The organism is Sphaerisporangium rufum, assembly GCF_016863395.1.
GTDB lineage: Bacteria > Actinomycetota > Actinomycetes > Streptosporangiales > Streptosporangiaceae > Sphaerisporangium > Sphaerisporangium rufum.
This window is the reverse complement of sequence record NZ_BOOU01000055.1, coordinates 1-22,562: the sequence shown is the minus strand read 5'-3', so window position 1 is coordinate 22,562 and position 22,562 is coordinate 1. Positions and strand designations below refer to the sequence as shown.

General features: G+C 74.9%; 22 protein-coding genes. 8 read left to right on the top strand and 14 right to left on the bottom strand.

Annotation, left to right across the window (positions count from 1 at the left end):
- The first annotated feature begins 49 nt into the window (after positions 1-49).
- Positions 50-787 (top strand): NRDE family protein, encoded by a 738-nt coding sequence (locus tag Sru01_RS20660; protein ID WP_203988976.1) that lies wholly within the window; start codon positions 50-52, stop codon positions 785-787.
- An 18-nt stretch (positions 788-805) separates the two neighbouring features.
- Here Sru01_RS20660 and Sru01_RS20655 read toward each other — a convergent pair whose 3' ends face one another.
- Complete coding sequence (locus tag Sru01_RS20655; protein ID WP_203988975.1) at positions 806-2,809, bottom strand: serine/threonine-protein kinase; 2,004 nt, start codon at positions 2,807-2,809, stop codon at positions 806-808.
- 178 nt (positions 2,810-2,987) lie between these two features.
- On the opposite strand from Sru01_RS20655, the gene mshC reads away from it, so the two are divergent.
- Positions 2,988-4,211 carry a cysteine--1-D-myo-inosityl 2-amino-2-deoxy-alpha-D-glucopyranoside ligase gene (gene mshC / locus Sru01_RS20650; protein WP_203988973.1) on the top strand — a complete coding sequence of 408 codons (1,224 nt, stop codon included), beginning with the start codon at positions 2,988-2,990 and terminating at the stop codon, positions 4,209-4,211.
- A gap of 7 nt (positions 4,212-4,218) precedes the next feature.
- Here the strand turns inward: mshC and Sru01_RS20645 are convergent, their stop codons facing one another.
- The 11 genes from Sru01_RS20645 to Sru01_RS20595 form a co-directional block, all read right to left on the bottom strand.
- Positions 4,219-4,587: a gas vesicle protein K gene (locus Sru01_RS20645; protein ID WP_203988971.1), complete on the bottom strand. Its 369-nt coding sequence runs from the start codon at positions 4,585-4,587 to the stop codon at positions 4,219-4,221.
- The gene (locus Sru01_RS35775; RefSeq protein WP_239137609.1) at positions 4,584-4,976 is read right to left on the bottom strand and encodes a gas vesicle protein; all 393 of its coding nucleotides are present in this window, start codon (positions 4,974-4,976) and stop codon (positions 4,584-4,586) included. The genes Sru01_RS20645 and Sru01_RS35775 overlap by 4 nt, the downstream gene beginning before the upstream one ends.
- Before the next feature lie 77 nt (positions 4,977-5,053).
- The gene (locus Sru01_RS20635) at positions 5,054-6,091 is read right to left on the bottom strand and encodes a GvpL/GvpF family gas vesicle protein (RefSeq protein ID WP_203988969.1); all 1,038 of its coding nucleotides are present in this window, start codon (positions 6,089-6,091) and stop codon (positions 5,054-5,056) included.
- The gene (locus tag Sru01_RS20630) at positions 6,084-6,533 is read right to left on the bottom strand and encodes a gas vesicle protein (RefSeq protein WP_203988967.1); all 450 of its coding nucleotides are present in this window, start codon (positions 6,531-6,533) and stop codon (positions 6,084-6,086) included. Before Sru01_RS20630 ends, Sru01_RS20635 begins: the two co-directional genes overlap by 8 nt.
- Before the next feature lie 3 nt (positions 6,534-6,536).
- The gene (gene gvpO / locus Sru01_RS20625) at positions 6,537-6,998 is read right to left on the bottom strand and encodes a gas vesicle protein GvpO (RefSeq protein ID WP_239137608.1); all 462 of its coding nucleotides are present in this window, start codon (positions 6,996-6,998) and stop codon (positions 6,537-6,539) included.
- A 43-nt stretch (positions 6,999-7,041) separates the two neighbouring features.
- A complete protein-coding gene (locus Sru01_RS20620) occupies positions 7,042-7,263 on the bottom strand; it encodes a gas vesicle protein GvpG (RefSeq protein ID WP_203988963.1) in 222 nt (73 codons plus the stop codon).
- Positions 7,264-7,270: 7 nt separating this feature from the next.
- Entirely contained in the window at positions 7,271-8,137 is an 867-nt protein-coding gene (locus Sru01_RS20615; protein WP_203988961.1) for a GvpL/GvpF family gas vesicle protein, read from the bottom strand.
- 1 nt (position 8,138) lies between these two features.
- A complete protein-coding gene (gene gvpJ / locus Sru01_RS20610) occupies positions 8,139-8,555 on the bottom strand; it encodes a gas vesicle protein GvpJ (RefSeq protein ID WP_203988959.1) in 417 nt (138 codons plus the stop codon).
- A 59-nt stretch (positions 8,556-8,614) separates the two neighbouring features.
- Positions 8,615-9,787 (bottom strand): SRPBCC family protein, encoded by a 1,173-nt coding sequence (locus tag Sru01_RS20605; RefSeq protein ID WP_203988957.1) that lies wholly within the window; start codon positions 9,785-9,787, stop codon positions 8,615-8,617.
- 5 nt (positions 9,788-9,792) lie between these two features.
- Positions 9,793-10,482 carry a hypothetical protein gene (locus Sru01_RS20600; RefSeq protein WP_203988955.1) on the bottom strand — a complete coding sequence of 230 codons (690 nt, stop codon included), beginning with the start codon at positions 10,480-10,482 and terminating at the stop codon, positions 9,793-9,795.
- A gap of 236 nt (positions 10,483-10,718) precedes the next feature.
- Positions 10,719-11,198 carry a peptide deformylase gene (locus tag Sru01_RS20595; RefSeq protein ID WP_203988953.1) on the bottom strand — a complete coding sequence of 160 codons (480 nt, stop codon included), beginning with the start codon at positions 11,196-11,198 and terminating at the stop codon, positions 10,719-10,721.
- 268 nt (positions 11,199-11,466) lie between these two features.
- Here Sru01_RS20595 and Sru01_RS20590 point away from each other — a divergent pair, with 268 nt between their 5' ends.
- The 6 genes from Sru01_RS20590 to Sru01_RS20565 all read left to right on the top strand — a co-directional run bounded on the left by Sru01_RS20590 (position 11,467) and on the right by Sru01_RS20565 (position 20,491).
- Positions 11,467-12,831 (top strand): MFS transporter, encoded by a 1,365-nt coding sequence (locus Sru01_RS20590; protein WP_239137607.1) that lies wholly within the window; start codon positions 11,467-11,469, stop codon positions 12,829-12,831.
- Positions 12,832-12,954: 123 nt separating this feature from the next.
- Positions 12,955-15,081 (top strand): molybdopterin oxidoreductase family protein, encoded by a 2,127-nt coding sequence (locus Sru01_RS20585; protein WP_239137606.1) that lies wholly within the window; start codon positions 12,955-12,957, stop codon positions 15,079-15,081.
- Positions 15,078-16,475, top strand: a complete 1,398-nt coding sequence (locus Sru01_RS20580; protein WP_203988951.1) for an FAD-dependent oxidoreductase — start codon at positions 15,078-15,080, stop codon at positions 16,473-16,475. Before Sru01_RS20585 ends, Sru01_RS20580 begins: the two co-directional genes overlap by 4 nt.
- Positions 16,472-18,901 carry a nitrite reductase large subunit NirB gene (gene nirB / locus Sru01_RS20575; protein ID WP_203988949.1) on the top strand — a complete coding sequence of 810 codons (2,430 nt, stop codon included), beginning with the start codon at positions 16,472-16,474 and terminating at the stop codon, positions 18,899-18,901. The genes Sru01_RS20580 and nirB overlap by 4 nt, the downstream gene beginning before the upstream one ends.
- Complete coding sequence (gene nirD / locus Sru01_RS20570; protein ID WP_203988947.1) at positions 18,898-19,287, top strand: nitrite reductase small subunit NirD; 390 nt, start codon at positions 18,898-18,900, stop codon at positions 19,285-19,287. The genes nirB and nirD overlap by 4 nt, the downstream gene beginning before the upstream one ends.
- A gap of 34 nt (positions 19,288-19,321) precedes the next feature.
- Complete coding sequence (locus Sru01_RS20565) at positions 19,322-20,491, top strand: uroporphyrinogen-III synthase (RefSeq protein WP_203988945.1); 1,170 nt, start codon at positions 19,322-19,324, stop codon at positions 20,489-20,491.
- A gap of 48 nt (positions 20,492-20,539) precedes the next feature.
- Here Sru01_RS20565 and Sru01_RS20560 read toward each other — a convergent pair whose 3' ends face one another.
- Complete coding sequence (locus Sru01_RS20560; protein WP_203988943.1) at positions 20,540-21,172, bottom strand: TetR/AcrR family transcriptional regulator; 633 nt, start codon at positions 21,170-21,172, stop codon at positions 20,540-20,542.
- A gap of 164 nt (positions 21,173-21,336) precedes the next feature.
- Positions 21,337-22,191, bottom strand: coding sequence for a PAC2 family protein (locus tag Sru01_RS20555; protein ID WP_203988941.1), 855 nt, complete (start codon positions 22,189-22,191; stop codon positions 21,337-21,339).
- Between the last annotated feature and the right edge of the window lie 371 nt (positions 22,192-22,562).

Genomic DNA, 22,562 nt, shown 5'->3' with positions numbered 1-22,562 from the left:
GCATGACGTGCGGAAGTTGTCCATCTCTACCGATGAGGAGGGAACGGACGTGTGCACGGTCATCGTCGGCTTCGATCCCGGTGCGGAGACGCCGGTGGTGCTCGCCGGGGTCCGGGACGAGCTGGTCACCCGCCCGTGGCGGCCGCCCGCCGCGCACTGGCCGGGCTTTCCCGGGCTGTTCGGCGGCCTCGACCTGTCGGCGGGCGGCACCTGGCTCGCCGCCGACCCGGCGGCCCCGCGGGTGGCGGCGCTGCTGAACGGCGACGGCCGCCCCGCCGACCCGGCCGGCCGGCGCTCCCGCGGCGACCTGCCGCTGCGGACCGCGGCGGCCGGCGTCCCGCCCGAGGTCGACCTGAGCCGCTACGACCCCTTCCACCTGCTGCTGGCCACCCCGGACGCGGTGCGGCTGTGGAGCTGGGACGGCGAGCGGCTGGCCGGCGGCGACCTGCCGCCGGGCGTGCACATGATCGTCAACGCGGGCTGGGCGCGTGGCGATGACCATCCGAGGGTCGCGTACTTCCGCCCGCTGTTCGCCGCGGCGTCGCGCCCCTCGGCGCGGGACGCGGGGAACGGCTCGTGGGATCCGTGGCGGGAGCTGACCTCCGGCGCGGGCCTGGCCGCCGCCGACCCGCGGGCGCTGGTGGTCCGGCGGGAGCTGCCGGGCGGGCAGGTGTGGGGCACCTCATCGCTCACGCTGGCCGCGCTGGCGCCGGGCGCGCTGCGCTATGAGTTCAGCGCGCGCCCGGCCGACGTGTCCGCCTGGTATCCCGTGCTGCCCGCCGGCTGAGCGGGGCGGACGGGCGGCTCAGCAGAGCACGCCGCCCCAGGTGATCGTCACGGTCCGGTCGCCGCCGTTGGAGGTGAACCGCACCACCGAGGTGCTGCAGAACGTCGGGCCGTAGGCGGTGATCACGGTGGAGCCGCCGGCCTTGATCGTGCCGCGGTCCGAGCTGAGCACCGACCCCTCGGTGATCGAGGCCCGCCAGTTCACCGGCCCGCCGCGGGCCTTGAGGGTGATGTTCACGTAGAAGATGAAGTCCGAATCGACCCGGGTCTTCACCGGGGTGACCACCAGCCGCGGCTCCGGGGCCCGCACCGTGCTGGTGCCCCAGCTCGGCACCGCCCGCACCGACTCCATCGGCGGTGACACCGACGGCGAGGGCACCGCGGTGGGCGGCTCGGACGAGGCGGCCTCCGGGGTGCCGCTGACGGCGGGCGGGCTCGGGACCGGCGGGGCGGCGCCCGGGACGTTCCGCGGCGGCCGCTCGCCGGGGTCGCCGCCGGCTCCGAAGGCGAAGGCGAGTGCGAGCAGGCCGCCGGCCGCGCCGATCGCCGCCACCGCCTGGCCGCGGCGCCGGCGGCGGGCCGGCCGGGCCGCCCGCCGCGGCGGGTCGGTCAAAACCAGTTCCGCCGGTCGCGGCGGTGCGGCGACGCCGCCACCCGGGCGCTCGGCCGGGTCGGTGGCGAACTCGGCGGGCGTGGGCAGCGTCCGGTCGCGCGGCCACAGCGGGCTGGAGCTCAGCGGGATGGGGCCCTGGTACTCCCGGGCGCCGGGGCGTCCGGCGGGCGGGGGCGGCATCCGGTACGTCCCGGTGGCGGCGAGCGGGTCGCCGGCCGGCACCGGGGGCGCCGGCGGCGTCCAGTGGTCCCCGGTCATCGACACGATCTCGGCGGGCGTGGCCGGCCCGGCGAAGTCGTCCGGCGGCATGCGGTACTCGCCGGTGGCGGGCATGCCGCGAGGCGCCGGGGTGGGCGGCATGCCGCCGGGCGCCGGGGTGGGCGGGCCGTCGGGTGCGGGCGGCCGGGTCCAGTAGGAGCCGGTGGCGGGCATCCCCTCGGGCAGGGGTACCGGGGTGGGCGGTCCGTCGGGTGCGGGTGGCCGGGTCCAGTAGGAGCCGGTGGCGGGCATCGCCCCGGCGGCCGGAGCCTCCGGCCAGGCGGGTGGTGCGGCCGGCCGGTCGCCGGCCGCCGGCCGGATGACCGGCCCCGGGTCCAGGCGCACGCCCTGCAGCCGTTCCAGCAGCTGCCGGGCCGCCGGGCGCCGGGACGGGGTCTTGTCCAGGCAGGCGGCCACCGCGTCGCGGATCCGGCCGCCGAGCGCCGACAGGTCCGCGGCGCCGTTCAGGATCTGGTCGGCCACCGCCTGCTGGGCGTCCCCGTCGAACGGCGGCCGCCCGGAGGCCGCGAAGATCATGGTGCCGGCCCAGGCGAACATGTCGGCCGCCGGGCCCGAGGAGTCGGCCGCCGTGCCCGCCAGCTGCTCGGGGGCGGTGTACGGCAGCGCCTCGGCCGGCCGGCCGCCCGCCGCGCGGCTCGCCAGCGCGCGGGCCGCGCCCAGGTCGATGAGCCGCGGCCCGTCCGGGCCCATCACCACCGAGGCGGGGCGCAGGTCGCCGTGGTGGCTGCCGGCGTCGTGGATCGAGGCGAGCGCGGCCAGCGTGGCCAGCGCCAGCTCGGCCTGCTCCACCGCCGGGCGCGGCCCCTGCCGGGCCACCAGCTCTCGCAGCGCGGGACCGTCGATGTACTCGCACGCGTAGTACAGCCGGCGCTCGTGCAGGCCGTAGGCGAGCACCCGGGCCACCCGCGGACTGGTCACCCGCTGCGCCTGGCGCAGCTCGGCGCCGAACGCCCGGCGTACCTGGGCGTCCCCCGACAGCTGCCGGTGCAGCAGCTTGACCGCCACCCGATCGCCGGAGGGGGCCTCGGCGGCGTACACGACGCCCTGACCGCCTTCGCCGATCCGCCCGGTGATCACATAGGAGGCGATCTCCCTGGGATCGGCGGGGTCTAACGCCCTGAAAGCCGGCAAGTGCGCTCTCCCTCGGCATGGAATTGCTGAGCCGGACCCCCGACTGTGCGGGAAGATTCTGCCACGGTGGAACGTGACGAAACTAACTTTTCATATCATCAGCAACACTGATTTCTGCTGTCGCAGAATAGACACCGGGCGCATCGCTCCTCAAGACCGCACGGATAGGCTCAGGACCATGCGATCGTGGTCTGCTCCGAAGATGTCCTCCCTGCCCGGCGGCGGCCTCCCGCTGCGGCTGTACGACACCTCGTCCCGACAGATCAGGGAGACGTCCGCGGGGCCGAAGGCCCGGATGTACGTCTGCGGCATCACCCCCTACGACGCCACCCACCTCGGCCACGCCAACACCTACCTGGCGTTCGACCTGGTCAACCGGGTCTGGCGCGACGCGGGGCACCGCGTGCGCTTCTGCCAGAACGCCACCGACGTGGACGACCCGCTGCTCGAGCGCGCCGAGCGGACCGGGGTGGACTGGCGCGATCTCGCCGAGCGGGAGATCCAGCTGTTCCGCACCGACATGGAGGCGCTGCGCGTGCTGCCCCCGGACGACTACGTCGCGGTCACCGAGGTGGTGGACCAGGTCGCCGAGCTCATCCTGCGGCTGAAGGACAAGGGCGCGACCTACGAGGTCGACCGGGACGTCTACTTCTCCACGGCCGCCGCCCCCAAGTTCGGCGCCGTCTCCGGCTACTCCGAGGAGAAGATGCTGGAGCTGTTCGCCGAGCGCGGCGGCGACCCCGCTCGGGCCGGCAAGCGGCATCCGCTCGACTGGCTGCTGTGGCGCGCCGAGCGCCCCGGCGAGCCGTCCTGGCCCTCGCCGCTCGGACCCGGCCGGCCCGGCTGGCACGTCGAGTGCACCACCATCGCGCTCGGCAGCCTCGGCAGCGGGTTCGACGTGTCCGGCGGCGGCTCGGATCTGATCTTCCCGCACCACGAGATGGGCGCGAGCGAAGGCCACGTCGCCACCGGGGAGTGGCCGTTCGCCAAGGCGTACGTGCACGCCGGCATGGTCGCCCTGCACGGAGAGAAGATGTCCAAGTCGCGGGGCAACCTGGTCTTCGTCTCCCGGATGCGGGAACGGCACGACCCGATGGCCGTGCGGCTGGCGCTGCTGGCCCACCACTACCGCGCCGACTGGGAGTGGACCCCCGACCAGATCGACACCGCGGAGCGACGCCTGGCCACCTGGCGGGCGGCGGTATCCGGGCCGGCCGGACCCGACGGCCGGGCGCTGCTGCGGGCGGTCCGCGAACGCCTGGCCGACGACCTGGACGCGCCGGGCGCGCTCGCCGCGGTGGACGCCTGGGCCGCCGGCGCCGCTGCCGGCGACCGCACCGATCCCGGCGCCCCCGCCCTGGTCCGCGCCACCGCCGACACGCTGCTCGGGATCCTGCTCTGAGCGTCCTTCACTCCTCGGGGGCCGCGGGATCGGTGGGCAGCAGGGTGCCGAGCGGGCCGAGGTCGAGGTTGAGGTCGGCCGGGGTCAGGCCGAACCGGTCGCACAGGTCGGTCATCGCCTCCTCCAGCCGCATCAGGGTGAGCCCGAGCGTCTCGACCTGATCGTCGGACAGGTCGCCCTGCTCCATCCGCCGGACGCTCTGCCGCTCGACGAGCTGGCGCACCAGCTCCACCAGGGTGAGCACCAGCCGGGTCAGGTCGCGCTCCACCGACTCGGGGTCGGCCCGGATCCGCCACGGCCGCCCGCCTTCCTCGCCCGGGCCCGCCGGCCCGCCGGGCCCGGGAACCGGGGGAGGCGGCGGGCCGGGGCCGCTCACCGCCGGCTCCACGGCACGCTCGCCTCCGCGGGCCGGTCGGCCCGGCCCGCGGCCGGCCCGGTGCCGCCGCCGGACTCGCGCGGTGTCCCCGCCCCCGTCGCCGTCCCTGTCGCCGTCCCTGTCGCCATCGTGGTCGCGGCCCCTGGTGCCGTCGGCTCCGCCGCCAGGCCGGGTGTCGGCCCGGTGCCGGGCAGCTCCAGCGCCGGGCCGGCGCGGACCGAGACCAGCAGCGCGCGCAGCGAGATGCGGACCAGATCGATGTCGGCGATGGACAGCACGACGTCACCGGTGATCACCACTCCGCCGGCCAGCAGGCGGTCCAGCAGGTCGACCAGGGCGACCCGCTCGGGCGGTACCCGGTACGCCTCGGCCGGTGGTTCATCGCGCATCGCGCGCCGCCTCCCGCCGGTCCGCCACCGCCGGGCGGCCCGGCCGCCGGCCCGCGCCCGGCGCCGCCCGGCCCCGGTCAGCGCGCATCGGGCGGCCCGGCCGCGGTCTCGGTGAACGAGTACGGAGCCCACGGGCCGGTGAGCTCGAACTCCACATCCGGCTCGCGCAGCGCGGCCACGGCGGCGGCGAACTCCGCGCCGCGGTCGGTGTCCACCAGATAGGCCCCGTTAAGCAGCATGATCTCCTGGCGGCCGGACAGCCGTGGGTCCTGTGGCCGGTGCCGGCGGCTCGCCACCGCGACCGCCGACAGCGCTCGGTGCGCCCGTTCGGCGCGCTCGGCCGCGGCCTGCCGCGACCGTTCCCGGACGCGCAGCCCCGCCTGGCGCCGCCGCAGGTACTCCGTCCCCGGTCGTCCGCCGGCCGCGTCGGCCGCGGCACCGCTCGCGTGCTCCGCTTGCGGTGCGGTCGCCGCCCGGCCCGTCTCCGGCGCGGGCGTCCCGGGCCGTCTTCCCGGTACCGCCGCCGTGCCCCGCGCCGACGGGTGCGCCGCGGCCCGGCCCGATCCGGCCGCTCCCTCAGCCGTGGTGTCGTCATGCCGGCCGGCCCCGCCGCCGGGCGCAGCCGGCGTCCCGGCGTCCGGGGCGGCGGCGTACATCTTCACCCCCCACTCCTGGCGGCCCGCGACATCGTCCAGCAGCGCGGCCAGCTCGTCGTGCCGGCGCTCCAGCAGCGCGGTGACCTGCTCGTCGTCGCGGTAGACGGTGACCAGCCGGACCGGCGCGGCGGCCGCCCGCGCGGCGACCGCCGCCACCACCCGGTGGTGGGCACGGGCCGTCTCGCCGAGCCACTCCAGGTCCTCCAGCGAGCGCCGCAGCGGTTCCTCGCCGAACCGGTCGAGCGGCACCGTGCTCACGTAGGCGACCAGCCCGCCGCGGCCAAGGGCCCGGACCGGTGTGCCGGCCACCCCGGGCACCCCGGCCAGGCGGCCCGCGCCGGCCCGCTCCTGCGGCGCCGCCGCCCTGGTCAGGTCCGGCTCGCGCGCGATCGCGTATAGGTAGGTCCCGGTGCCGGCGGCCGGCTCCTGACCCCCGGTGACCGGGCCGGGGTCAGCCATCCCGGTCCTCGCGCCGCCGGCGGGCGGGGGTGCCCGGGTCCTCGCGATGCCGGGATCTTCCCGGCCCGCGGGCCGGTTCGACGGCCTCCCGCCGCCCCGGCTCCTCCTCGGCGAACTCCGCCAGGTCCTCGGCGGCGGCCAGCCGGCGGCGCAGCCGCCGGTTCTCCTCCACCAGGTCGCGCTCGCCCGAGCTCAGCCACGGGTCGTGCTCCCACCAGTCGATGCCGAGCTCGCGGGCGGTGTCCACCGACGCGATGAGCAGCCGCAGCTTGATGGTGAGCAGTTCGATGTCCAGCAGGTTCACCCGGATGTCGCCGACGATCACCACCCCGCGGTCGAGCACCCGTTCCAGGATGTCGCCGAGGTTGCCGCCGGACTCGCGGGCCGCCGGAGCCCGCGCCCCGTACCCGGAGGAGATCGCGCCTCGCGCCGGCTCGGTCATCTCTCACCCCGCCCCGCCCGTGTCGCCTTTGGCACGCTTGAAACTCCGGATCCGGTGATACGACACCAGATCGCCGTCGGCGTCCAGTTCCGCCAGGTAGACGCCGAGCGTGTCGCCGGACGACGGCACCCGGTGGTCCTCCACGACCTCGACCTCGACGGCGAACCCCTCGCCGGACGGCTTCACCGCGATCACGCCCTCGACGTCCTTGCCGGTGAGCTCGCTGATGTGACGCAGGCCGGTCCGGCCGGCGGTCAGCGCGGTGAGGCGGCCGGACCGCCGCCGGGCCGGGGCGCGCCGCCCGGCCGCCGCCCGGTCCTCCTCGTACTCCTCCGGCCCGCCGTACTCGCCGTCCGCCGGCTCCCGCTCGTAGTCGTCGTAGTCGTCGGGCTCGGGACGGGTGCGGGTGCCGCGTGCGGCGGCCTCGCCGGTGCGGTCCTCGCGGCCGCTGCGACTGCCGGGCACTCCCATCACCTTCCTCTCGCCGCCGGGACCGGGCGGGTACCGGCTAGGAGATCATCCGGGCCAGGATCCGCTCGGTGGCCTCGGCCTCCTCCTCGGCGGAGATCTCCCCGGCCTCGCGGGCGCGGGCGACCTCCTCCAGCTGCCGCCGGACCGCCGCCGGGTCGTGCAGCTCCCGGTCGGCCTGCTCCTCGATCAGCTCGGCCAGCCGGACCAGCGCGTGCAGCGGGGCCAGCGGCCAGCCGAAAAGCAGCTTGAACAGGTCCATGGCGCACTCACCGTCCGGTCACCACGAAGTCGTAGGGCGCCTGCGGGCCGATCAGGCGCAGCGTGATCCGCTCCGCCCAATCCCGGCCGAAGTCCTCCAGGGCCTCCTCGAACTCCTGCCGTCGCTCATCGTCGACCAGAATCGCCAGGTGCGCGGCGTCCTCCTCGTGGGTCGGCTCCCGGATCACCACCGCCACCGCGTGCGGTGCCAGCCCTTCGGCGAGCGCGCGGGTGTCGGCGTCCCGCTTGGCCTCGATCGCCTGGTTGATGATCTCACCGAGCCGGATCCGCGCGTCCCAGCTCGCGTCCTCGGGCAGGCCGCGGATCTGCTCGCGCAGCCGGGCCGCCTCCGGGTGCTCGGCCAGCACCTCGCGCAGCACCGCGTCCTCCCGGTAGCGCGCCTTGACCACGAACTGCGCGCGGCCCTCCAGGTCGTCCAGCGCGGCGCGGAACTCGTCGTGGTGCGGCGCCAGCAGCTCGCGGGCGACCGACTCTGTGCCGTCCAGGACCGCGCCGAACCGCATCGGCAGCACCGGGACCTCGGCGGCCACGTCGTCCAGCAGCCGCTGGTGGGCGATCAGATCGTCCGGCCGGCCGAGCGGCCGGGACAGGCGCAGCTCGCTGACCAGGGCGGCCAGTTCGCCGTGCCGGACCAGCCGGATCTCGCCGCCGGCGACGCCGCTGCCCTCAGGAGTGACCTCGACGTCCCCGGGCAGCACGCCGTAGACGTAGCAGGCGGTGGCCTGGGCGGCCGGGGTGGCCGACCGGTCCGGAGCACCGGCGCGGCGGGTCTGGACCCGGCGGCCGGCGGTCTTGGCGCCGCTCTTGCCGCCCGCTCGTCCGGCGGGCGCGGAGGCGCGGGTGGAGCCGGTCATCTCAGTACTCCTCTCGGCTGCGGCGCCGGCGGCGGGGCACCGGTTCCTCGTCCTCTTCGCCGGCGGCGAACTCGCGGAGCTTGTCGCCCGCCGCCTCCAGCGCGCCCTGCGCCACGCCCTTGGTCTTGCCCTTGGCCACCCCCTGCGTCATGTCCTGCATCACCTCGGGCAGCCCTTTCTGCTGTTCGGACAGGTCCAGCCGGTTCACCGCCTGCGCGAACCGCAGGTAGGTGTCGACGCTGGCCACCACGACGCGGGCGTTGATGGTCAGCAGCTCGATGCCCACCAGCGACACGCTGACGTAGGCGTCGATGACCAGGCCCTTGTCCAGGATGGTGTCGATGACGTCGGCCAGGCCGCCGCCCGAGGATGACGGCCGGCCGGCCGCCCCGCCCGCTGAGGGCTGCACGATGGTCATACGCTCGCTCCTTGGTACGGCGGCGGGCGGCACCCGCGGCGCGGGTGCCGCCCCGGCCGCTACTCCTCCCGGGCGCGCCGGCGGGCCGGGCGGCCCTCGCCGCCCCGGGGCCGGCCGCGTCGCGGCGGTTCCTGCTCGCCCCGGCTCTCGGGCCGGCGCCGTGAGGCGCGGGCGGCCTCGCCGCGCCGGCGCCTGGCCGGCTCGGGCTCCGCCGCCTCCTCGTCCTCTTCCTCGTCCTCTTCCTCGGGCTCTTCGCCCTCTTCCGGCTCGAGGTCCTCCTCCTCGGTGGCCTCCGACTCCTCGGTGTCCTCGGCGGCGCCCTCCTCGGGCTCCTCCTCCTCGGGACCGCGGCCCTCGTCCTCCTGCTCCTCACGCAGGGCGGTCTCGTGGTCCTTGACGACCTCGCCCTCGTGGATCACGCCGCGCCAGCCCTCGGCCTCGTCCGGCGCCTGCATGACCTCGCTCATGATGTGCCGCCGGATGTGTTTGAACTCCAGCCGCACCCGGCGTCCCTGGGCGCGCCACCAGTTGCCGATGTACTCGAACATGCCCTTGGGGTTGTACTCCAGGACCAGCAGCACCCTCGTCAGCTCGGGACCGAGCTCGTGGAAGGTGACCGCGCCGTCGACGTAGCCCTTGGCGCCCTTGGACCGCCAGATGATGCGCTCGTCGGGGACCTGCTCGCGGATGGTCGACTCCCAGGTGCGCCGTGACCACCAGATCTTCACCTGCCAGGTGATCTTCTCGTCGCTGTCCTGGACGACCTTCTCCAGCTTCTTGGTGAACTTCGGCCAGTCCTGGAACTGCGTCCAGGTGTTGTAGACCACCCGCACCGGAGCGCCGATGTCGATGCTCTCCACGATGTTGGTGACCTTGAGCTTCTGCTGGCCGCCGCCCTTGCCCCCGCCACCGAAGCCGAGCTTCTCCTTCAGCCCGTCCTTCAGCCCGCCGAGCTTCTTCTTCAGCCCGCCGAACGCGAGTTTGGCGATGCCCTTGGCCCGGCCGCCACCGCCCTCGGCGCCGGCCAGCTGCCCGACCAGCTTGGGGGTGTCGCCGCTGGCGTAGCCGCGCAGCTGCTCGGTCCGGCGCTCGACCTTCTGCGCCACCGCGCCGAGCGCGAGCTTGCCTGCCGTGCCGGCCAGGCCGCGAAGCTGGTCCTTGAGCAGGCCGGACGCCCCCTGCCCGGCCTTACCTGCCGGGTCGGCGCACGTGTCGTTCGCGCGATCCGCCATCGCGCTCACCCTCGCGTCCGGCGCACGGGCCGGGACCGCTTGGCGGGCTGGTCGCGGACGACCCGGCCGCGTGGCGGCTCCTCCTCGTCACCGGGTTCCTCGTCGGGCTCGTCGGGCTCCTCCTCCGCCTCGCCGGTGCGGGCGCGGCCCCGGGACGGCCGCTCGCGCGCGGCGCCACGCCGGGGAGCGGGCTCCTCCTCGGGCTCCTCCTGGTATTCCTCGTCCTCGTACTCGTCGTACTCGTCCTCGTACGGCTCCTCTTCCTCCTGCGGACGGGCCCGGCCGCCGCGGCGGGCGGTGTCGCGCAGCCGGGTCACCCGGCCGCCCGCGGCGCGTGCCGCGCCGCCGGCCCGCTCGGTGGTCTCCTCCAGCCCGGCGGCCACGTCCGCCGCGTGCTGCAGCGCCTCGGCGCGCTCCTGCAGCTTGGTGCTGAGCGAGCCGACCTGCCGGCTGGCGGCCGCCTTGGCGGCCGCCTTGCCCGCCTCGAAGAGCTCGCCACGCACGCTGCCGACGATCTTCTCCAGCTCGGGAGAGGAGCTGACGAGTTTCATTCCCTGCTCCAGCAGGTTGCCGCGGGCGCCGCTCAGCCGCCCGGTGGCGCCGGCGACGGCGAGACCGATCGCGAGCTTGAACCTGCGATGGCGGCCGAGGATGTAGCCGATGGCTACGAACAGGGCTACCTGGGGTCCTTTCACGTTCTCTCTCTCCTTGTCCGCGGCCGGCCCCTCGGTCTCCGGGCGCGGCCGCCTCTGGCTCGCCGGAGGCCCTACCCTCGAAAAATCGTGCACAACACGCACTACTGGAAAAAATGGACATAGCACGCATCGCTCTTCACCGGAAATCGGTCCGGCCGTGACGCGACAACCCCGCAGCTGGAGACAGGGAAGCCGGAGAGGGTGAAGCCGGAGACGGTGAAGCGGTGCGGACGGGCTCAGCCCACGGCGGCCAGGAAGCGGGCCCGCTCCTCCTCCGGCAGCCGGTCGCCGAACAGCACGCCGTCCAGGTGGTCGACCTCGTGCTGCAGCACCCGGGCCAGCGTGCCGATCGCCCGGACGGTGACCGGCTTGCCGTACATGTCACGCCCCCGGGCCACCACCGAGTAGGAACGCTCCAGCGGCCACCACACGCCGGGCGCCGACAGGCACGCCTCGTCGGCGAGCACCGTGCGCTCCGACGGCTCCAGCCGCGGGTTGACCAGGTGCCCGGCCCGGCCGTCCAGCTCGAACACCAGCACGCGCAGCGGCACGCCGATCTGCGGCGCCGCCAGCCCGGCCCGCCCGGCGCCGGCCCGGGTGGTGAGCCGCAGCGCCCGGACCAGCTCGCGCAGCGAGCGGTCGAACGAGGTCACCGGCTCCGCCACGGCGCGCAGCACCGGGTCGGAGTAGAGCCTGATCTGCCGGACGCCGGTCATGCCCTCTCCCGGGGGGTCGTGACGATCGCGCTTGCGTACCCGCTAGGGCATTCCCCGCCGGCCTCGCCGGCAACCCCGGCGGGAACGGGTGTGCGGGACGGCGCCGCGGCACACGTTACGCCCGCGTTGCACCCGTGATGCGTGTGCCTCACATGTTTCGCCGGTGCGTCGAAAGTAACGCCGATATCGGCCGTACGTCTCCGGCCGGTGTCCTCCCGATCGCTAATTTCGACCCCGCTCGACCTCATCGGCCAACAGGGAGGACACCGTGACGGTGGCGGAGGCTACTCAGGCCGCGCCGGCGAAAGGCCGCTGGATAACCGAATGGCGCCCCGACGACCCCGGCTTCTGGGCGTCCACGGGCAGCCGGATCGCCCGGCGCAACCTGGCGTACTCGATCTTCGCCGAGCATCTCGGCTTCACCGTGTGGACCGTCTGGAGCATCGTCGCCGTCAAGCTCGGCGCCTACCGGTTCTCCACCGACCAGCTCTTCTGGCTGGTGTCCCTGCCCAACCTGGTCGGCTCCACGCTGCGCCTGCCCTACACCTTCGCGCCGGCCAGGTTCGGCGGGCGCAACTGGACGGTCTTCAGCGCGCTGGCGCTGCTGGTGCCCGCGGTGCTGCTGGCCGTCGCGGTGAGCGACCCCGGCACCCCATACTGGGCGTTCCTGCTCATCGCGGCCACCGCCGGGCTCGGCGGCGGGAACTTCGCGTCCAGCATGGCGAACATCACCTACTTCTATCCCGAGAAGCGGCAGGGGTGGGCGCTCGGGCTGAACGCCGCGGGCGGCAACATCGGCGTCAGCTCGGTACAGCTCGTCATGCCGCTGGTGATCACCGGGTTCGGGCTGGCCGCCGCCGGGCTGTTCTGGGTGCCGTTCATCCTGGCCGCCGCGGCCTGCGCCTTCTTCGGCATGGACAACCTCGCCTCCGCCCGGGCCGACGTCCGCGCGCAGCTGCGGGTGGGCGGCCGGGCGCAGACCTGGATCATGTCACTGCTCTACATCGGCACCTTCGGCTCCTTCATCGGCTACACCACCGCCTTCCCGCTGCTGATCAAGAGCCAGTTCCCCGAGCACACCGCGAGCGTGACCTGGGCCTTCCTCGGCGCCCTGCTCGGCTCGCTGATCCGCCCGCTCGGCGGCCGGCTGTCGGACCGGCTGGGCGGCGCCCGGGTCACCCTGGTGAACTTCGCGCTGATGGCCGGGGCCGTCGGCATGGTGGCCGCCGGGGTGGCCGCCCACTCGTTCGCGCTGTTCTTCACCGCCTACCTGGTGCTGGTCATGCTGACCGGCGTCGGCAACGGCTCCACCTACCGGATGATCCCCGCGATCTTCACCGCCAAGGCGGTCGCCGGCGTCCCGGCCGGCGACACCGGCGCCTACGCGGCCGCCGCCGCGGCCGGCCGGCGCGACAGCGCCGCGGCGATCGGCATCATCTCCGCGGTCGGCGCGTTCGGCGGCTTCTTCATCAACCGCGGCTTCGGCACCTCCATCGCGGCCACCGGCGGCGCCGGCGCGGCGCTGGTCGCCTTCGCCGGCTTCTACGCGATCTGCGGGGCGGTCACCTGGTTCTGCTACCTGCGCACGATGGGCTCCCGGCTGGCGCCCAGCCTGGCCGCCGCGCGGATCTGAGACCGCCGGGCGGCCGACGGCGTCCGCCCGGCCCGGCACCGGCATGACCACGGTTGGCGCCTTGTAGCACAGAGGTAACAGCAGAGACCCAGCGGCGAAACGGCCCGAAAGGAGCATCGGACCATGCCGATCTCACACTCCCCGCCGGCGGCTGTGATGGCCCCGGCCCACCTGGGGGAGGCGACGCACTGCCCGTACTGCGCCCTGCAGTGCGGCATGAACGTGCGCCGGGACGGCGACGGCGCGATCACCATCACCCCGCGGGACGACGTGCCGGCCAACGCCGGCGCCCTGTGCCAGAAGGGCTGGACGGCCGGGGCGCTGCTCACCGGGGACGCCCGCCTCACCACCCCGCTGGCCCGCGCGGACCGGGCCGCCCGGCTGGAGCCGGTCGGCTACGACGAGGCACTGGACCAGGTCGCCGACCGGCTGCGCGACCTGCGCGAGCGGTACGGGCCGGACGCGGTCGCGGTGTTCGGCGGCGGCGGCCTGACCAACGAGAAGGCCTACCAGCTCGGCAAGTTCGCCCGGGTCGCGCTCGGCACCTCCCAGATCGACTACAACGGCCGGTTCTGCATGTCGTCGGCCGCCGCCGCGGCCGGCCGGGCGTTCGGGCTGGACCGCGGCCTGCCGTTCCCGATCACCGACATCGCCGCGGCCGAGGTCGTGCTGATGGCCGGCGGCAACGTCGCCGAGACCATGCCGCCCTTCATGCGGCACCTGAAGAACACCTTGATCGTGGTGGATCCGCGCGAGACCCGTACCGCCCGGCAGGCCGCCCTGCACCTGAAGATCACCCCGGGCACCGACCTGGCGCTCGCCCTCGGCCTGCTGCACATCGCGCTCACCGAAGGGCACGCCGACCTCGGCTACATCGCCGCCCGCACCGCCGGCTTCGACGCGGTCCGCGCCTCGGTGGCCACCTGGTGGCCCGAACGTGCCGAGCGCGTCACCGGCGTCCCGGCCGCGGCCATGCGCCGCGCGGTGGAGCTGCTCGGCGGCGCCCGCACCGCCATGATCCTCACCGGCCGCGGCGCCGAGCAGCACGCCAAGGGCGCCGACACCGTCACCGGATTCATCAACCTGGCGCTCGCCCTGGGGCTCCCCGGCCGTCCCGGCTCCGGCTACGGCTGCGTCACCGGGCAGGGCAACGGGCAGGGCGGTCGCGAGCACGGCCAGAAGGCCGACCAGCTCCCCGGCTACCGGCGCATCGACGACCCGGCCGCCCGCGCCCACGTCGCCGGGGTCTGGGGCGTGGACCCCGCCGACCTGCCCGGCCCGGGCCGGTCGGCCTACGAACTGCTGGACGCGCTCGGCACCCCCGGCGGCCCGCGGGCGCTGCTGGTGTTCGGCTCCAACCCGGTGGTCTCGGCGCCGCGCGCCCGGCACATCGCCGGCCGGCTGGCCGCGCTGGACCTGCTCGTGGTGGCCGACGTGGTGCTGTCGGAGACCGCGGCGCTGGCCGACGTCGTGCTGCCGGTCACCCAGTGGGCCGAGGAGCACGGCACGATGACCAACCTGGAGGGCCGGGTGCTGCTGCGCCGCCGGGCCGTCGACCCGCCGCCCGGGGTGCGCGGCGACCTGGCGGTGATGGCGGGGCTGGCCGCCCGCCTCGGCCACGGCGCGAAGTTCTCCGCCGACCCGGGCATCGTGTTCGACGAGTTGCGCCGGGCCTCCGCCGGCGGCCCGGCCGACTATTCGGGCATCACCTACGAGCGCATCGCCGCCGAGACCGGCGTCTTCTGGCCGGCGCCGGCCGGCGGGCACCCGGGCACGCCCCGGCCGTTCCTGGACCGGTTCCCCACCCCCGATGGGCGGGCCAGGTTCGTGCCGGTCGGCCACCGTCCACCCGCCGAGGAGGTGGACGACGACTACCCCTACTACCTGACCACCGGCCGGGTGCTCGCCCAGTACCAGAGCGGGGCGCAGACCCGGCGGATCGCCGCCCTCAACGAGGCCGCCCCGGAGACGTTCGTGGAGATGCACCCCGACCTGGCCGCCCGGCTGGGCGTCACCGTCGGCGACCCGGTCCGGATCACCAGCCGCCGCGGCTCCACCGAGGCCGCCGCCCGGGTCACCCCGGCCATCCGGCACGACACGGTGTTCATGCCCTTCCACTGGGAGGGCGCCAACCACCTGACCAACCCGGCGCTGGACCCGCTGTCGCGGATGCCGGAGTTCAAGGTCTGCGCCGTCCACCTGGCGCGCGGCGGCCCGGCGGCGGGCCCGGGACGGGAGCGTGCGGCATGAGGCTGGTCGTCATCGGCAACGGCATGGCCGGGGCCCGGCTGGTGGACGAGGTGCGCGCCCGCGACAAGGACGCCCGCGTCACGGTGTTCGGCGCCGAGACCCGGGCCCCCTACAACCGGGTGCTGCTGTCCAACGTGCTGGCCGGCACCGCCGCGCCCGACCACGTCCGGCTGCCCGAGCCGGCCGCCGGGGTGAGCGTCCGGCTCGGCGTCACCGTCACCGCGATCGACCGCGCCGCCCGCACCGTGCGCACCGCCTGCGGGCAGGTGGAGCCCTACGACGTGCTGGTGCTGGCCACCGGCAGCGAGCCGTTCCTGCCGCCGGTCCCCGGCGTGGAACACGCCATCGCCTTCCGCACCATGGACGACTGCGTGCGCATCCTGCGCAGGGCCGGCACCGCCGAGGCGGCGGTGGTGATCGGCGGCGGCCTGCTCGGGGTGGAGGCCGCCCGCGGCCTGGCCGGGCGCGGCATGCCGGTCACCCTGCTGCACCTGGCCGGCCACCTGATGGACCGGCAGCTGGACGCCGAGGCGGGGCTGGTGCTGGGCGAGGCGCTGGCCGGGCTCGGCGTCACCGTGCGCACCGGGGCCGATGTCACCGCGGTGCGCGCCGACGGGGTGGAGCTCGGCGGCGGCGAGCTGCTGCCCGCCGGGCTGGTCGTCCTGGCGTGCGGCGTCCGGCCGGTCGTCGGCCTGGCCCGGGAGGCCGGCCTCGCGGTGGACCGCGGCGTGGTGGTGGACGACCGGCTGCGCACGAGCGACCCGGCCGTCTACGCCATCGGCGAGTGCGCCCAGCACGACGGCCGGGTCTACGGGCTGGTCGCCCCCGCCTGGGAACAGGCGGTCGTGGTGGCCGACCTGGTCACCGGGGCCGATCCGGCGGCCCGCTACCGCGGGTCGCGACTGGTGACCCGGCTCAAGGCCAGGAGCGTCGAGCTGGCCGCCATGGGCGAGACCCACCTGACCGAGGACGCCGCCGGCCAGGTCGAGGTGGTCCGCTTCACCCACCGCGCCCGCGGGATCTACCGGAAGCTGGTGATCCGCGACGACCGGCTGGTGGGCGCGATCCTGCTCGGCGAGGCGCCCACGGTGGGCACGCTCACCCAGCTGTTCGACCGGGGCGGCCCGCTGCCCGGCGACCCGGCCGGGCTGCTGTTCCCGGGGCTGTCGGCGGCGACGCCCGCCGACAGCCCGGTACGCATGCCGGACTCGGCCCGGGTGTGCGAGTGCAACAACGTGACCAAGGGCCGGATCCGCGCCTGCTGGGAGGACGGCGCCCGCGACCTGGCCGCGGTGACCGCCCGGACCAGGGCGACGACCGGCTGCGGAAGCTGCCGCGACGCGGTGGAGGGCATCATCGGCTGGCTGTGCGAGCAGGAGGAGGTCCACGCGTGAAGATCGTCGTGGCAGGATACGGGCCGGCGGCCCACCGGTTCGCCGACACGCTCACCGGCCGGGGGTTCGCCGGCACCCTCACCGTCATCGGCGAGGAGCCCCGGCACGCCTACGACCGGGTGGCGCTCACCAGCCACCTGTCCGGCCCGCCGGGCACCGTCGACCTGACCTACCCGGAGATCACCGGGATCGGCGCCATCCGGCTCGGCGACCGGGTGACCGCCATCGACCGCGCGGGCCGCGCGGTGACCACCGCCGCCGGCCACCGCGAGCCGTACGACGTGCTGGTGCTGGCCACCGGCTCGGCGCCCTTCGTGCCGCCGGTGCCCGGCGCCGGGCGGGCGTTCGTCTACCGCACCATCGACGACCTGGACGCCATCCGCGCCGCGTCCGCCGGCGCCACCAGCGGCGTGGTCATCGGCGGCGGGCTGCTCGGCCTGGAGGCGGCCGACGCGCTGCGCGGGCTCGGGCTCGCCACCCACGTGGTGGAGATGGCCGGGTGGCTGATGCCCCGCCAGGTCGACGAGGGCGGCGGCGCGGTGCTGCGCGGCCACATCGAGCGGCTCGGCCTGACCGTGCACACCGGGGTCGGCCTGGACCGGATCGAGGATGATCGGGTGGTGCTCGCCGACGGCACCGAGATCCCCGCCGACGTGGTCGTCTTCTCGGCCGGCGTCCGCCCCCGCGACGAGCTGGCCCGCGAATGCGGCCTGGCCGTCGGCCCGCGCGGCGGCGTCGTGGTCGACGAGGGCATGCGCACCAGCGATCCGGCGATCTACGCGATCGGCGAGTGCGCCCTGGCCGGCGGCGCGGTGTACGGCCTGGTCGCGCCGTGTTTCACCATGGCCGAGGTCGCCGCCCGCCGGGTGCTGGGCGAGGACGTCGCGTTCACCGGCGCCGACACCTCGACCAAGCTGAAGCTGCTCGGGGTGGACGTGGCCAGCTTCGGACGGCTGTCGGGAGCGCTGGACGTCACCTACATGGACCCGGTCGGCGGCGTCTACAAGAAGCTGTTCGTCAGCGACGACGCGCGCACCCTGCTCGGCGGGATCTGCGTGGGCGACGCCACCCCGTACACCATGCTGCGCCCGCTGGTCGGCCGGGAGCTCACCGCCTCGCCCAGCGACCTGCTGTTCGCCGGTGCCGGCGCAGCCATGACCGGCGCCGACTTCCCCGACGACGCCCAGGTGTGCTCCTGCAACAACGTGACCCGGGGCGAGATCGGCAAGGCCGTCAGCGACCTGGGCGTCACCGACGTCGCCGGCGTCAAGAAGTGCACCCGGGCCGGCACCAGCTGCGGCAGCTGCGTGCCCACGCTGGCGGCGATCCTCGCCGCCGAGGGCGTCACCCTGTCCAAGGCGCTGTGCGAGCACTTCGACCACAGCCGGCCGGAACTGTTCGACATCGTGCGGGTCCGCGGCATCACCACCTTCTCGCAGCTCATCGCCGAGCACGGCCGGGGTCGCGGCTGTGACATCTGCAAGCCCGTCATCGCCTCCATCCTGGCCTCGCTCGGCGGCGGGCACGTGCTGGAGGGGGAGCAGGCGGCGCTGCAGGACACCAACGACCACTTCCTGGCCAACATCCAGAAGAATGGCACCTACTCGGTGGTGCCCCGCATCCCCGGCGGGGAGATCACCCCGGAGAAGCTCATCGTGATCGGCGAGGTGGCCCGGGACTTCGGCCTGTACACCAAGATCACCGGCGGGCAGCGGATCGACCTGTTCGGCGCCCGGGTGGAGCAGCTGCCGAAGATCTGGCGGCGCCTGGTCGACGCGGGCTTCGAGTCGGGCCACGCCTACGGCAAGGCGCTGCGCACGGTGAAGTCCTGCGTGGGCTCCACCTGGTGCCGGTACGGCGTGCAGGACTCGGTGGGGATGGCGATCGCCCTGGAGCTGCGCTATCGCGGGCTGCGCTCCCCGCACAAGATCAAGTCGGCGGTGTCCGGCTGCGCCCGCGAATGCGCCGAGGCCCGCAGCAAGGACTTCGGCATCATCGCCACCGACAACGGCTGGAACCTCTACGTCGGCGGGAACGGCGGCTTCAAGCCCCGGCACGCCGACCTGCTGGCGAGCGACCTGTCGGACGAGGCGCTGGTGCGCACCATCGACCGGTTCCTGATGTTCTACATCCGCACCGCCGACCGCCTGCAGCGCACCGCGGCCTGGGTGGAGGGCATCGGCCTGGACTACCTGCGCGAAGTGATCATCGATGACTCGCTCGGCATCTGCGCCGACCTGGACGAGGCGATGGCCCGGCACGTCGAAGGCTACTTCGACGAGTGGCGCGCCACCATCGACGACCCCGACAAGATGCGGCGGTTCGTCAGCTTCGTCAACGCGCCCGACGTGCCCGATCCCTCGATCGTCTTCGAGACCGAACGCGACCAGATCAAACCCGTTCTCGTGGAGGTTTCCCGATCATGACACTCGCCCCGCACGCGCCGGCGCCGCCGGCCGCCGCGCGCACCTGGACCCGGGTCTGCGCCTACGCCGACCTCCTGCCCGAGCGCGGCGCCGCCGCCCTGGTGCTCGGCCGGCAGATCGCGCTGTTCCGCACCTTCGACGGCGAGGTGTTCGCCGTCGGCAACCGCGACCCCTTCAGCGGCGCCTACGTCATGTCACGCGGCATCGTCGGCTCGCGCGGCGCGGAGCCGGTGGTGGCCGCGCCCATGCACAAGCAGGTCTTCTCCCTGGTCACCGGGGTCTGCCTGGACGACCCGATGGCGGCGTTGCCGGTCTACCCCGTCCGGGTCGCCGGCGGGGTCGTGGAGATCGACATCGCGACCGCCGGCGAGGTGAGCGCGGCGTGACGCCGTTCCCCGGACCGGCCGCCGGCGGGACGCGATGACCGGCTCGCTGGTGGACGATCCCCCCGCGACCCCGGAGACCGCCCCGGACGCGCTGGCCGGGTTCACCGTCGGCGTGACCGCGACCCGGCGCAGCGAGGAGTTCGCCGCGTTGCTGGAGCGGCGCGGCGCCCGGGTGGTCCGGGCGCCCGCCATCCGGCTGGTGCCGCTCGCCGAGGACGCCGACCTGCTGGCCGCCACCCGCGAGTGCATCGCCGGACCGATCGACGACGTGGTGGTCACCACCGGGGTGGGCTTTCGCGGCTGGATCGCCGCCGCCGAAGGCTGGGGGATGTCCGCCGAGCTGGCCGGGCGGCTGTCGGCCGCCCGGCTGCTGCCGCGCGGCCCCAAGGCCCGCGGCGCGGTACGGGCCGGCGGGTTCACCGACCACTGGACCCCGCCCACGGAGTCCTGCGAGGAGATCAAGGAATATCTCCTCGGCCAGGAGCTGCGCGGGCGGCGCATCGTGGTCCAGCTGCACGGCGAGCCGCTGACCGGGTTCGTCGCCGCGCTGCGCGCGGCCGGCGCCACGGTGATCGAGGTCCCGGTCTACCGATGGCTGCCCTACCGTGACACCTCGCCGCTGCGCCGGCTGATCAGCCAGACGATCTCCGGGGCGGTGGACGCGGTGGCGTTCACCAGCGCCCCCGCCGTGCTGGCCATGCTCGGCGCCGCCCGGGCCGAGAACCTGGAGGAGGAACTGCTCGCCGCGTTCTCCGGGCCGGTGGTGGCGGCCTGCGTCGGCCCGGTCACCGCCGCTCCGCTGACCGGCCGCGGCGTGCCGGTCATCCAGCCCGACCGCTCGCGGCTGGGCGCGCTCGCCCGCGCCCTGGCCCGGCACCTGCCCGAACACGCCGTCACCCGGGTGGTGGCCGGCGGCCACGACCTGGAGATCCGCGGGCACGCGGTCGCGGTCGGCGGCGAGCTCAAACCGCTGCCGCCGGCGCCGATGGCGGTGCTCAAGCGCCTCGCCGAGCGGCCGGGGCACGTGGTGGGCCGCGCCGAGCTGCGCACCGTGCTGCCCGGCGGCCCGGCGCGCGACCCGGCCGAGCACGCCGTCGAGATGGCGATCACCCGGCTGCGGCGCGCCCTCGGCCCGCCCGGCATCGTGGAGACCGTGGTCAAGCGCGGCTACCGCCTGGCCTGCGACCGGGGCGAGGCCGGATGAGCGCCGGCCAGGACGCGGCAGGACGCGGTAGGACGCGGCCGCCGCCGCTCAGCCGGCCGGCAGCACCGCCGGATCCGGCGCCAGCCGCAGCCCGCGCACGATGCCCGCGGCGGCCTCGTCCCTGGACACGCCTCGGGCCGCACCGGTGAACGCCTCGTCGTAGGCGTGCCGGAAGCAGCCCGCCAGCAGCAGCGCGGCGGTCGCCGCCGGATCGACGTCCGGCGCCACCCGGCCGAGCCGCTGCTCGGCGGCCAGGTAGCCGGCCAGCGGCGCGATCTCCACACCCGGGCCCAGGCCGGCCTCGCGCAGCGCCTCCCGGAAGCGCACGGTCACCGCGGGGGAGACGAACGCCGGCATCGCCGCCGCCTGTACTTCGGCGTAGTAGGCGATTCCCGCCCGCGCCACCGGCAGCAGGTTGCCGTCCACCCGGCCGCGGCCGGCCAGATGCAGCAGGTCGTCCAGGACGTGCAGCCAGACGGGCAACCGGTCCTGCAGCAGGGCCAGGAACATCTCGACCGCACGCGCCGGGCTGGTGCCGCCGAGTTGCGGGTGGGCCGGCTCGTCGCCGCCGTGCCGCCGCATGGCGAGGGCCATGTCCAGCACGCGCCGGCGGGCGTCCTGTGCCCGGGCGTGCGGATCCGAATACGGGGTCGCCAGGGGGATCCCAAGGTGCGCAGTCACATGAGTAGGGTCGGCATCCGGCCGGTGCGGTTCACGATGTTTGCGGAGTCGTGTTTCTCTCCGTTATCGAATCGTTGCCGCGCGTGGCCGGATGCGTCCCGAATATCCCGCCGAAGCGGCAATACCGCCCATCAGTTGAAAAAGCCGCCTAAACGGCCAAAGCCCTACTTCTCATCGTCGGTGTCGCGGTGCCGCAGGTAACGCTCGAACTCCGCGGCGATCGCGTCACCGCTCGCCTCGGGCAACTCGGCGGCGTCCTTTCGCTCCTCCAGCTCGCGGACGTACTCGGCCACCTCCGAGTCCTGGGCGGCGAGCTCGTCCACGCCGTGCTCCCAGGCCTGGGCCTCCTCCGGCAGCTCGCCGAGCGGCATCGGGATGTCCAGCACGTCCTCCATCCGGCGCAGCAGCGCCAGGGTGGCCTTGGGGTTCGGCGGCTGGGCCACGTAGTGCGGCACCGACGCCCACAGCGACACCGTGGTGACGCCGGCCGTGCCGAAGTGCTGCTGCAGTACCCCGACGATGCCCGTAGGCCCCTCGTACCGGGTGACCTCCAGGTTCAGCGAGCGGGCGATGCCGGGGTCGCTCACCGCGCCCACGATCGGCACCGGCCGGGTGTGCGGTGAGTCGTTCAGCAGCGCGCCGAGCAGCACCGCGGTCTCCACGCCCAGCTCCAGGCAGACGCCCACGATCTCCGAGCAGAAGGTGCGCCAGCGCATGTTCGGCTCGATGCCGCGCAGCAGCACCACGTCCCGCGAGCTGCCGGGCGGGCGGGCCACCAGCAGCCGGGTGGTCGGCCACACGATCGACCTGGTGACCCCGTCGCCGAGCTCCACCATCGGCCGGGTCACCTGGAAGTCGTAGTAGTCCTCCGGGTCCAGCTCGACCAGCGGGGTGGCCTTCCACTGCGTCTCCAGATGCGACAGAGCGCCGCTCGACGCCTCGCCCGCGTCGTTCCAGCCTTCGAACGCGGCGATCAGCACCGGGTCGACGAGCTCGGGAAGTCCTTCGAGCTCGATCACGCGCCGCCTCCTCCTCACCTGGGCGGAGGGGCCTGCCGGCTCGCGAAGGCGCCCTCCGGGCCGCCGGCGGCGGCCTTGTGCCTGACTAAGACTATTCGTTGACGGGCCTTCAGTGTCACCGAGCGGGCGCAGCCTGCCCGGGGTGGACAGCCGGTGCGTCCTTCACCGGCGGCGAAGGCGCCCGTTGCCCCGGCTTGACCGGCCCTTGTGCGGGCCGGGCGGCGCGTCGCCCGGCCGGGCCGCCCGCCGGCCGGGCGTGTCCTTGATCGCCCCGCCGGCCCGCACCCGGATACCGGCCGTCCAGCCCGGATAGGCTTGGGCACATGACCACGATGACCTCTTTCCGCCGCGCACTGGCCGAGCGAGTCCTT

Bases quoted from the DNA above. Each gene is read 5' to 3' on its own strand.
- Sru01_RS20585 (WP_239137606.1), top strand. From the start codon at position 12,955: ATGCCGATCTCACACTCCCCGCCGGCGGCTGTGATGGCCCCGGCCCAC.
- Sru01_RS20580 (WP_203988951.1), top strand. From the start codon at position 15,078: ATGAGGCTGGTCGTCATCGGCAACGGCATGGCCGGGGCCCGGCTGGTG.
- Sru01_RS20595 (WP_203988953.1), bottom strand. From the start codon at position 11,198: ATGACCGGCGTCCGGCAGATCAGGCTCTACTCCGACCCGGTGCTGCGC.
- Sru01_RS20615 (WP_203988961.1), bottom strand. From the start codon at position 8,137: ATGACCGGCTCCACCCGCGCCTCCGCGCCCGCCGGACGAGCGGGCGGC.
- Sru01_RS35775 (WP_239137609.1), bottom strand. From the start codon at position 4,976: ATGCGCGATGAACCACCGGCCGAGGCGTACCGGGTACCGCCCGAGCGG.
- mshC (WP_203988973.1), top strand. From the start codon at position 2,988: ATGCGATCGTGGTCTGCTCCGAAGATGTCCTCCCTGCCCGGCGGCGGC.
- Sru01_RS20565 (WP_203988945.1), top strand. From the start codon at position 19,322: ATGACCGGCTCGCTGGTGGACGATCCCCCCGCGACCCCGGAGACCGCC.
- Sru01_RS20630 (WP_203988967.1), bottom strand. From the start codon at position 6,533: ATGACCGAGCCGGCGCGAGGCGCGATCTCCTCCGGGTACGGGGCGCGG.
- nirD (WP_203988947.1), top strand. From the start codon at position 18,898: ATGACACTCGCCCCGCACGCGCCGGCGCCGCCGGCCGCCGCGCGCACC.
- Sru01_RS20620 (WP_203988963.1), bottom strand. From the start codon at position 7,263: ATGGACCTGTTCAAGCTGCTTTTCGGCTGGCCGCTGGCCCCGCTGCAC.
- Sru01_RS20605 (WP_203988957.1), bottom strand. From the start codon at position 9,787: ATGGCGGATCGCGCGAACGACACGTGCGCCGACCCGGCAGGTAAGGCC.
- Sru01_RS20635 (WP_203988969.1), bottom strand. From the start codon at position 6,091: ATGGCTGACCCCGGCCCGGTCACCGGGGGTCAGGAGCCGGCCGCCGGC.
- gvpJ (WP_203988959.1), bottom strand. From the start codon at position 8,555: ATGACCATCGTGCAGCCCTCAGCGGGCGGGGCGGCCGGCCGGCCGTCA.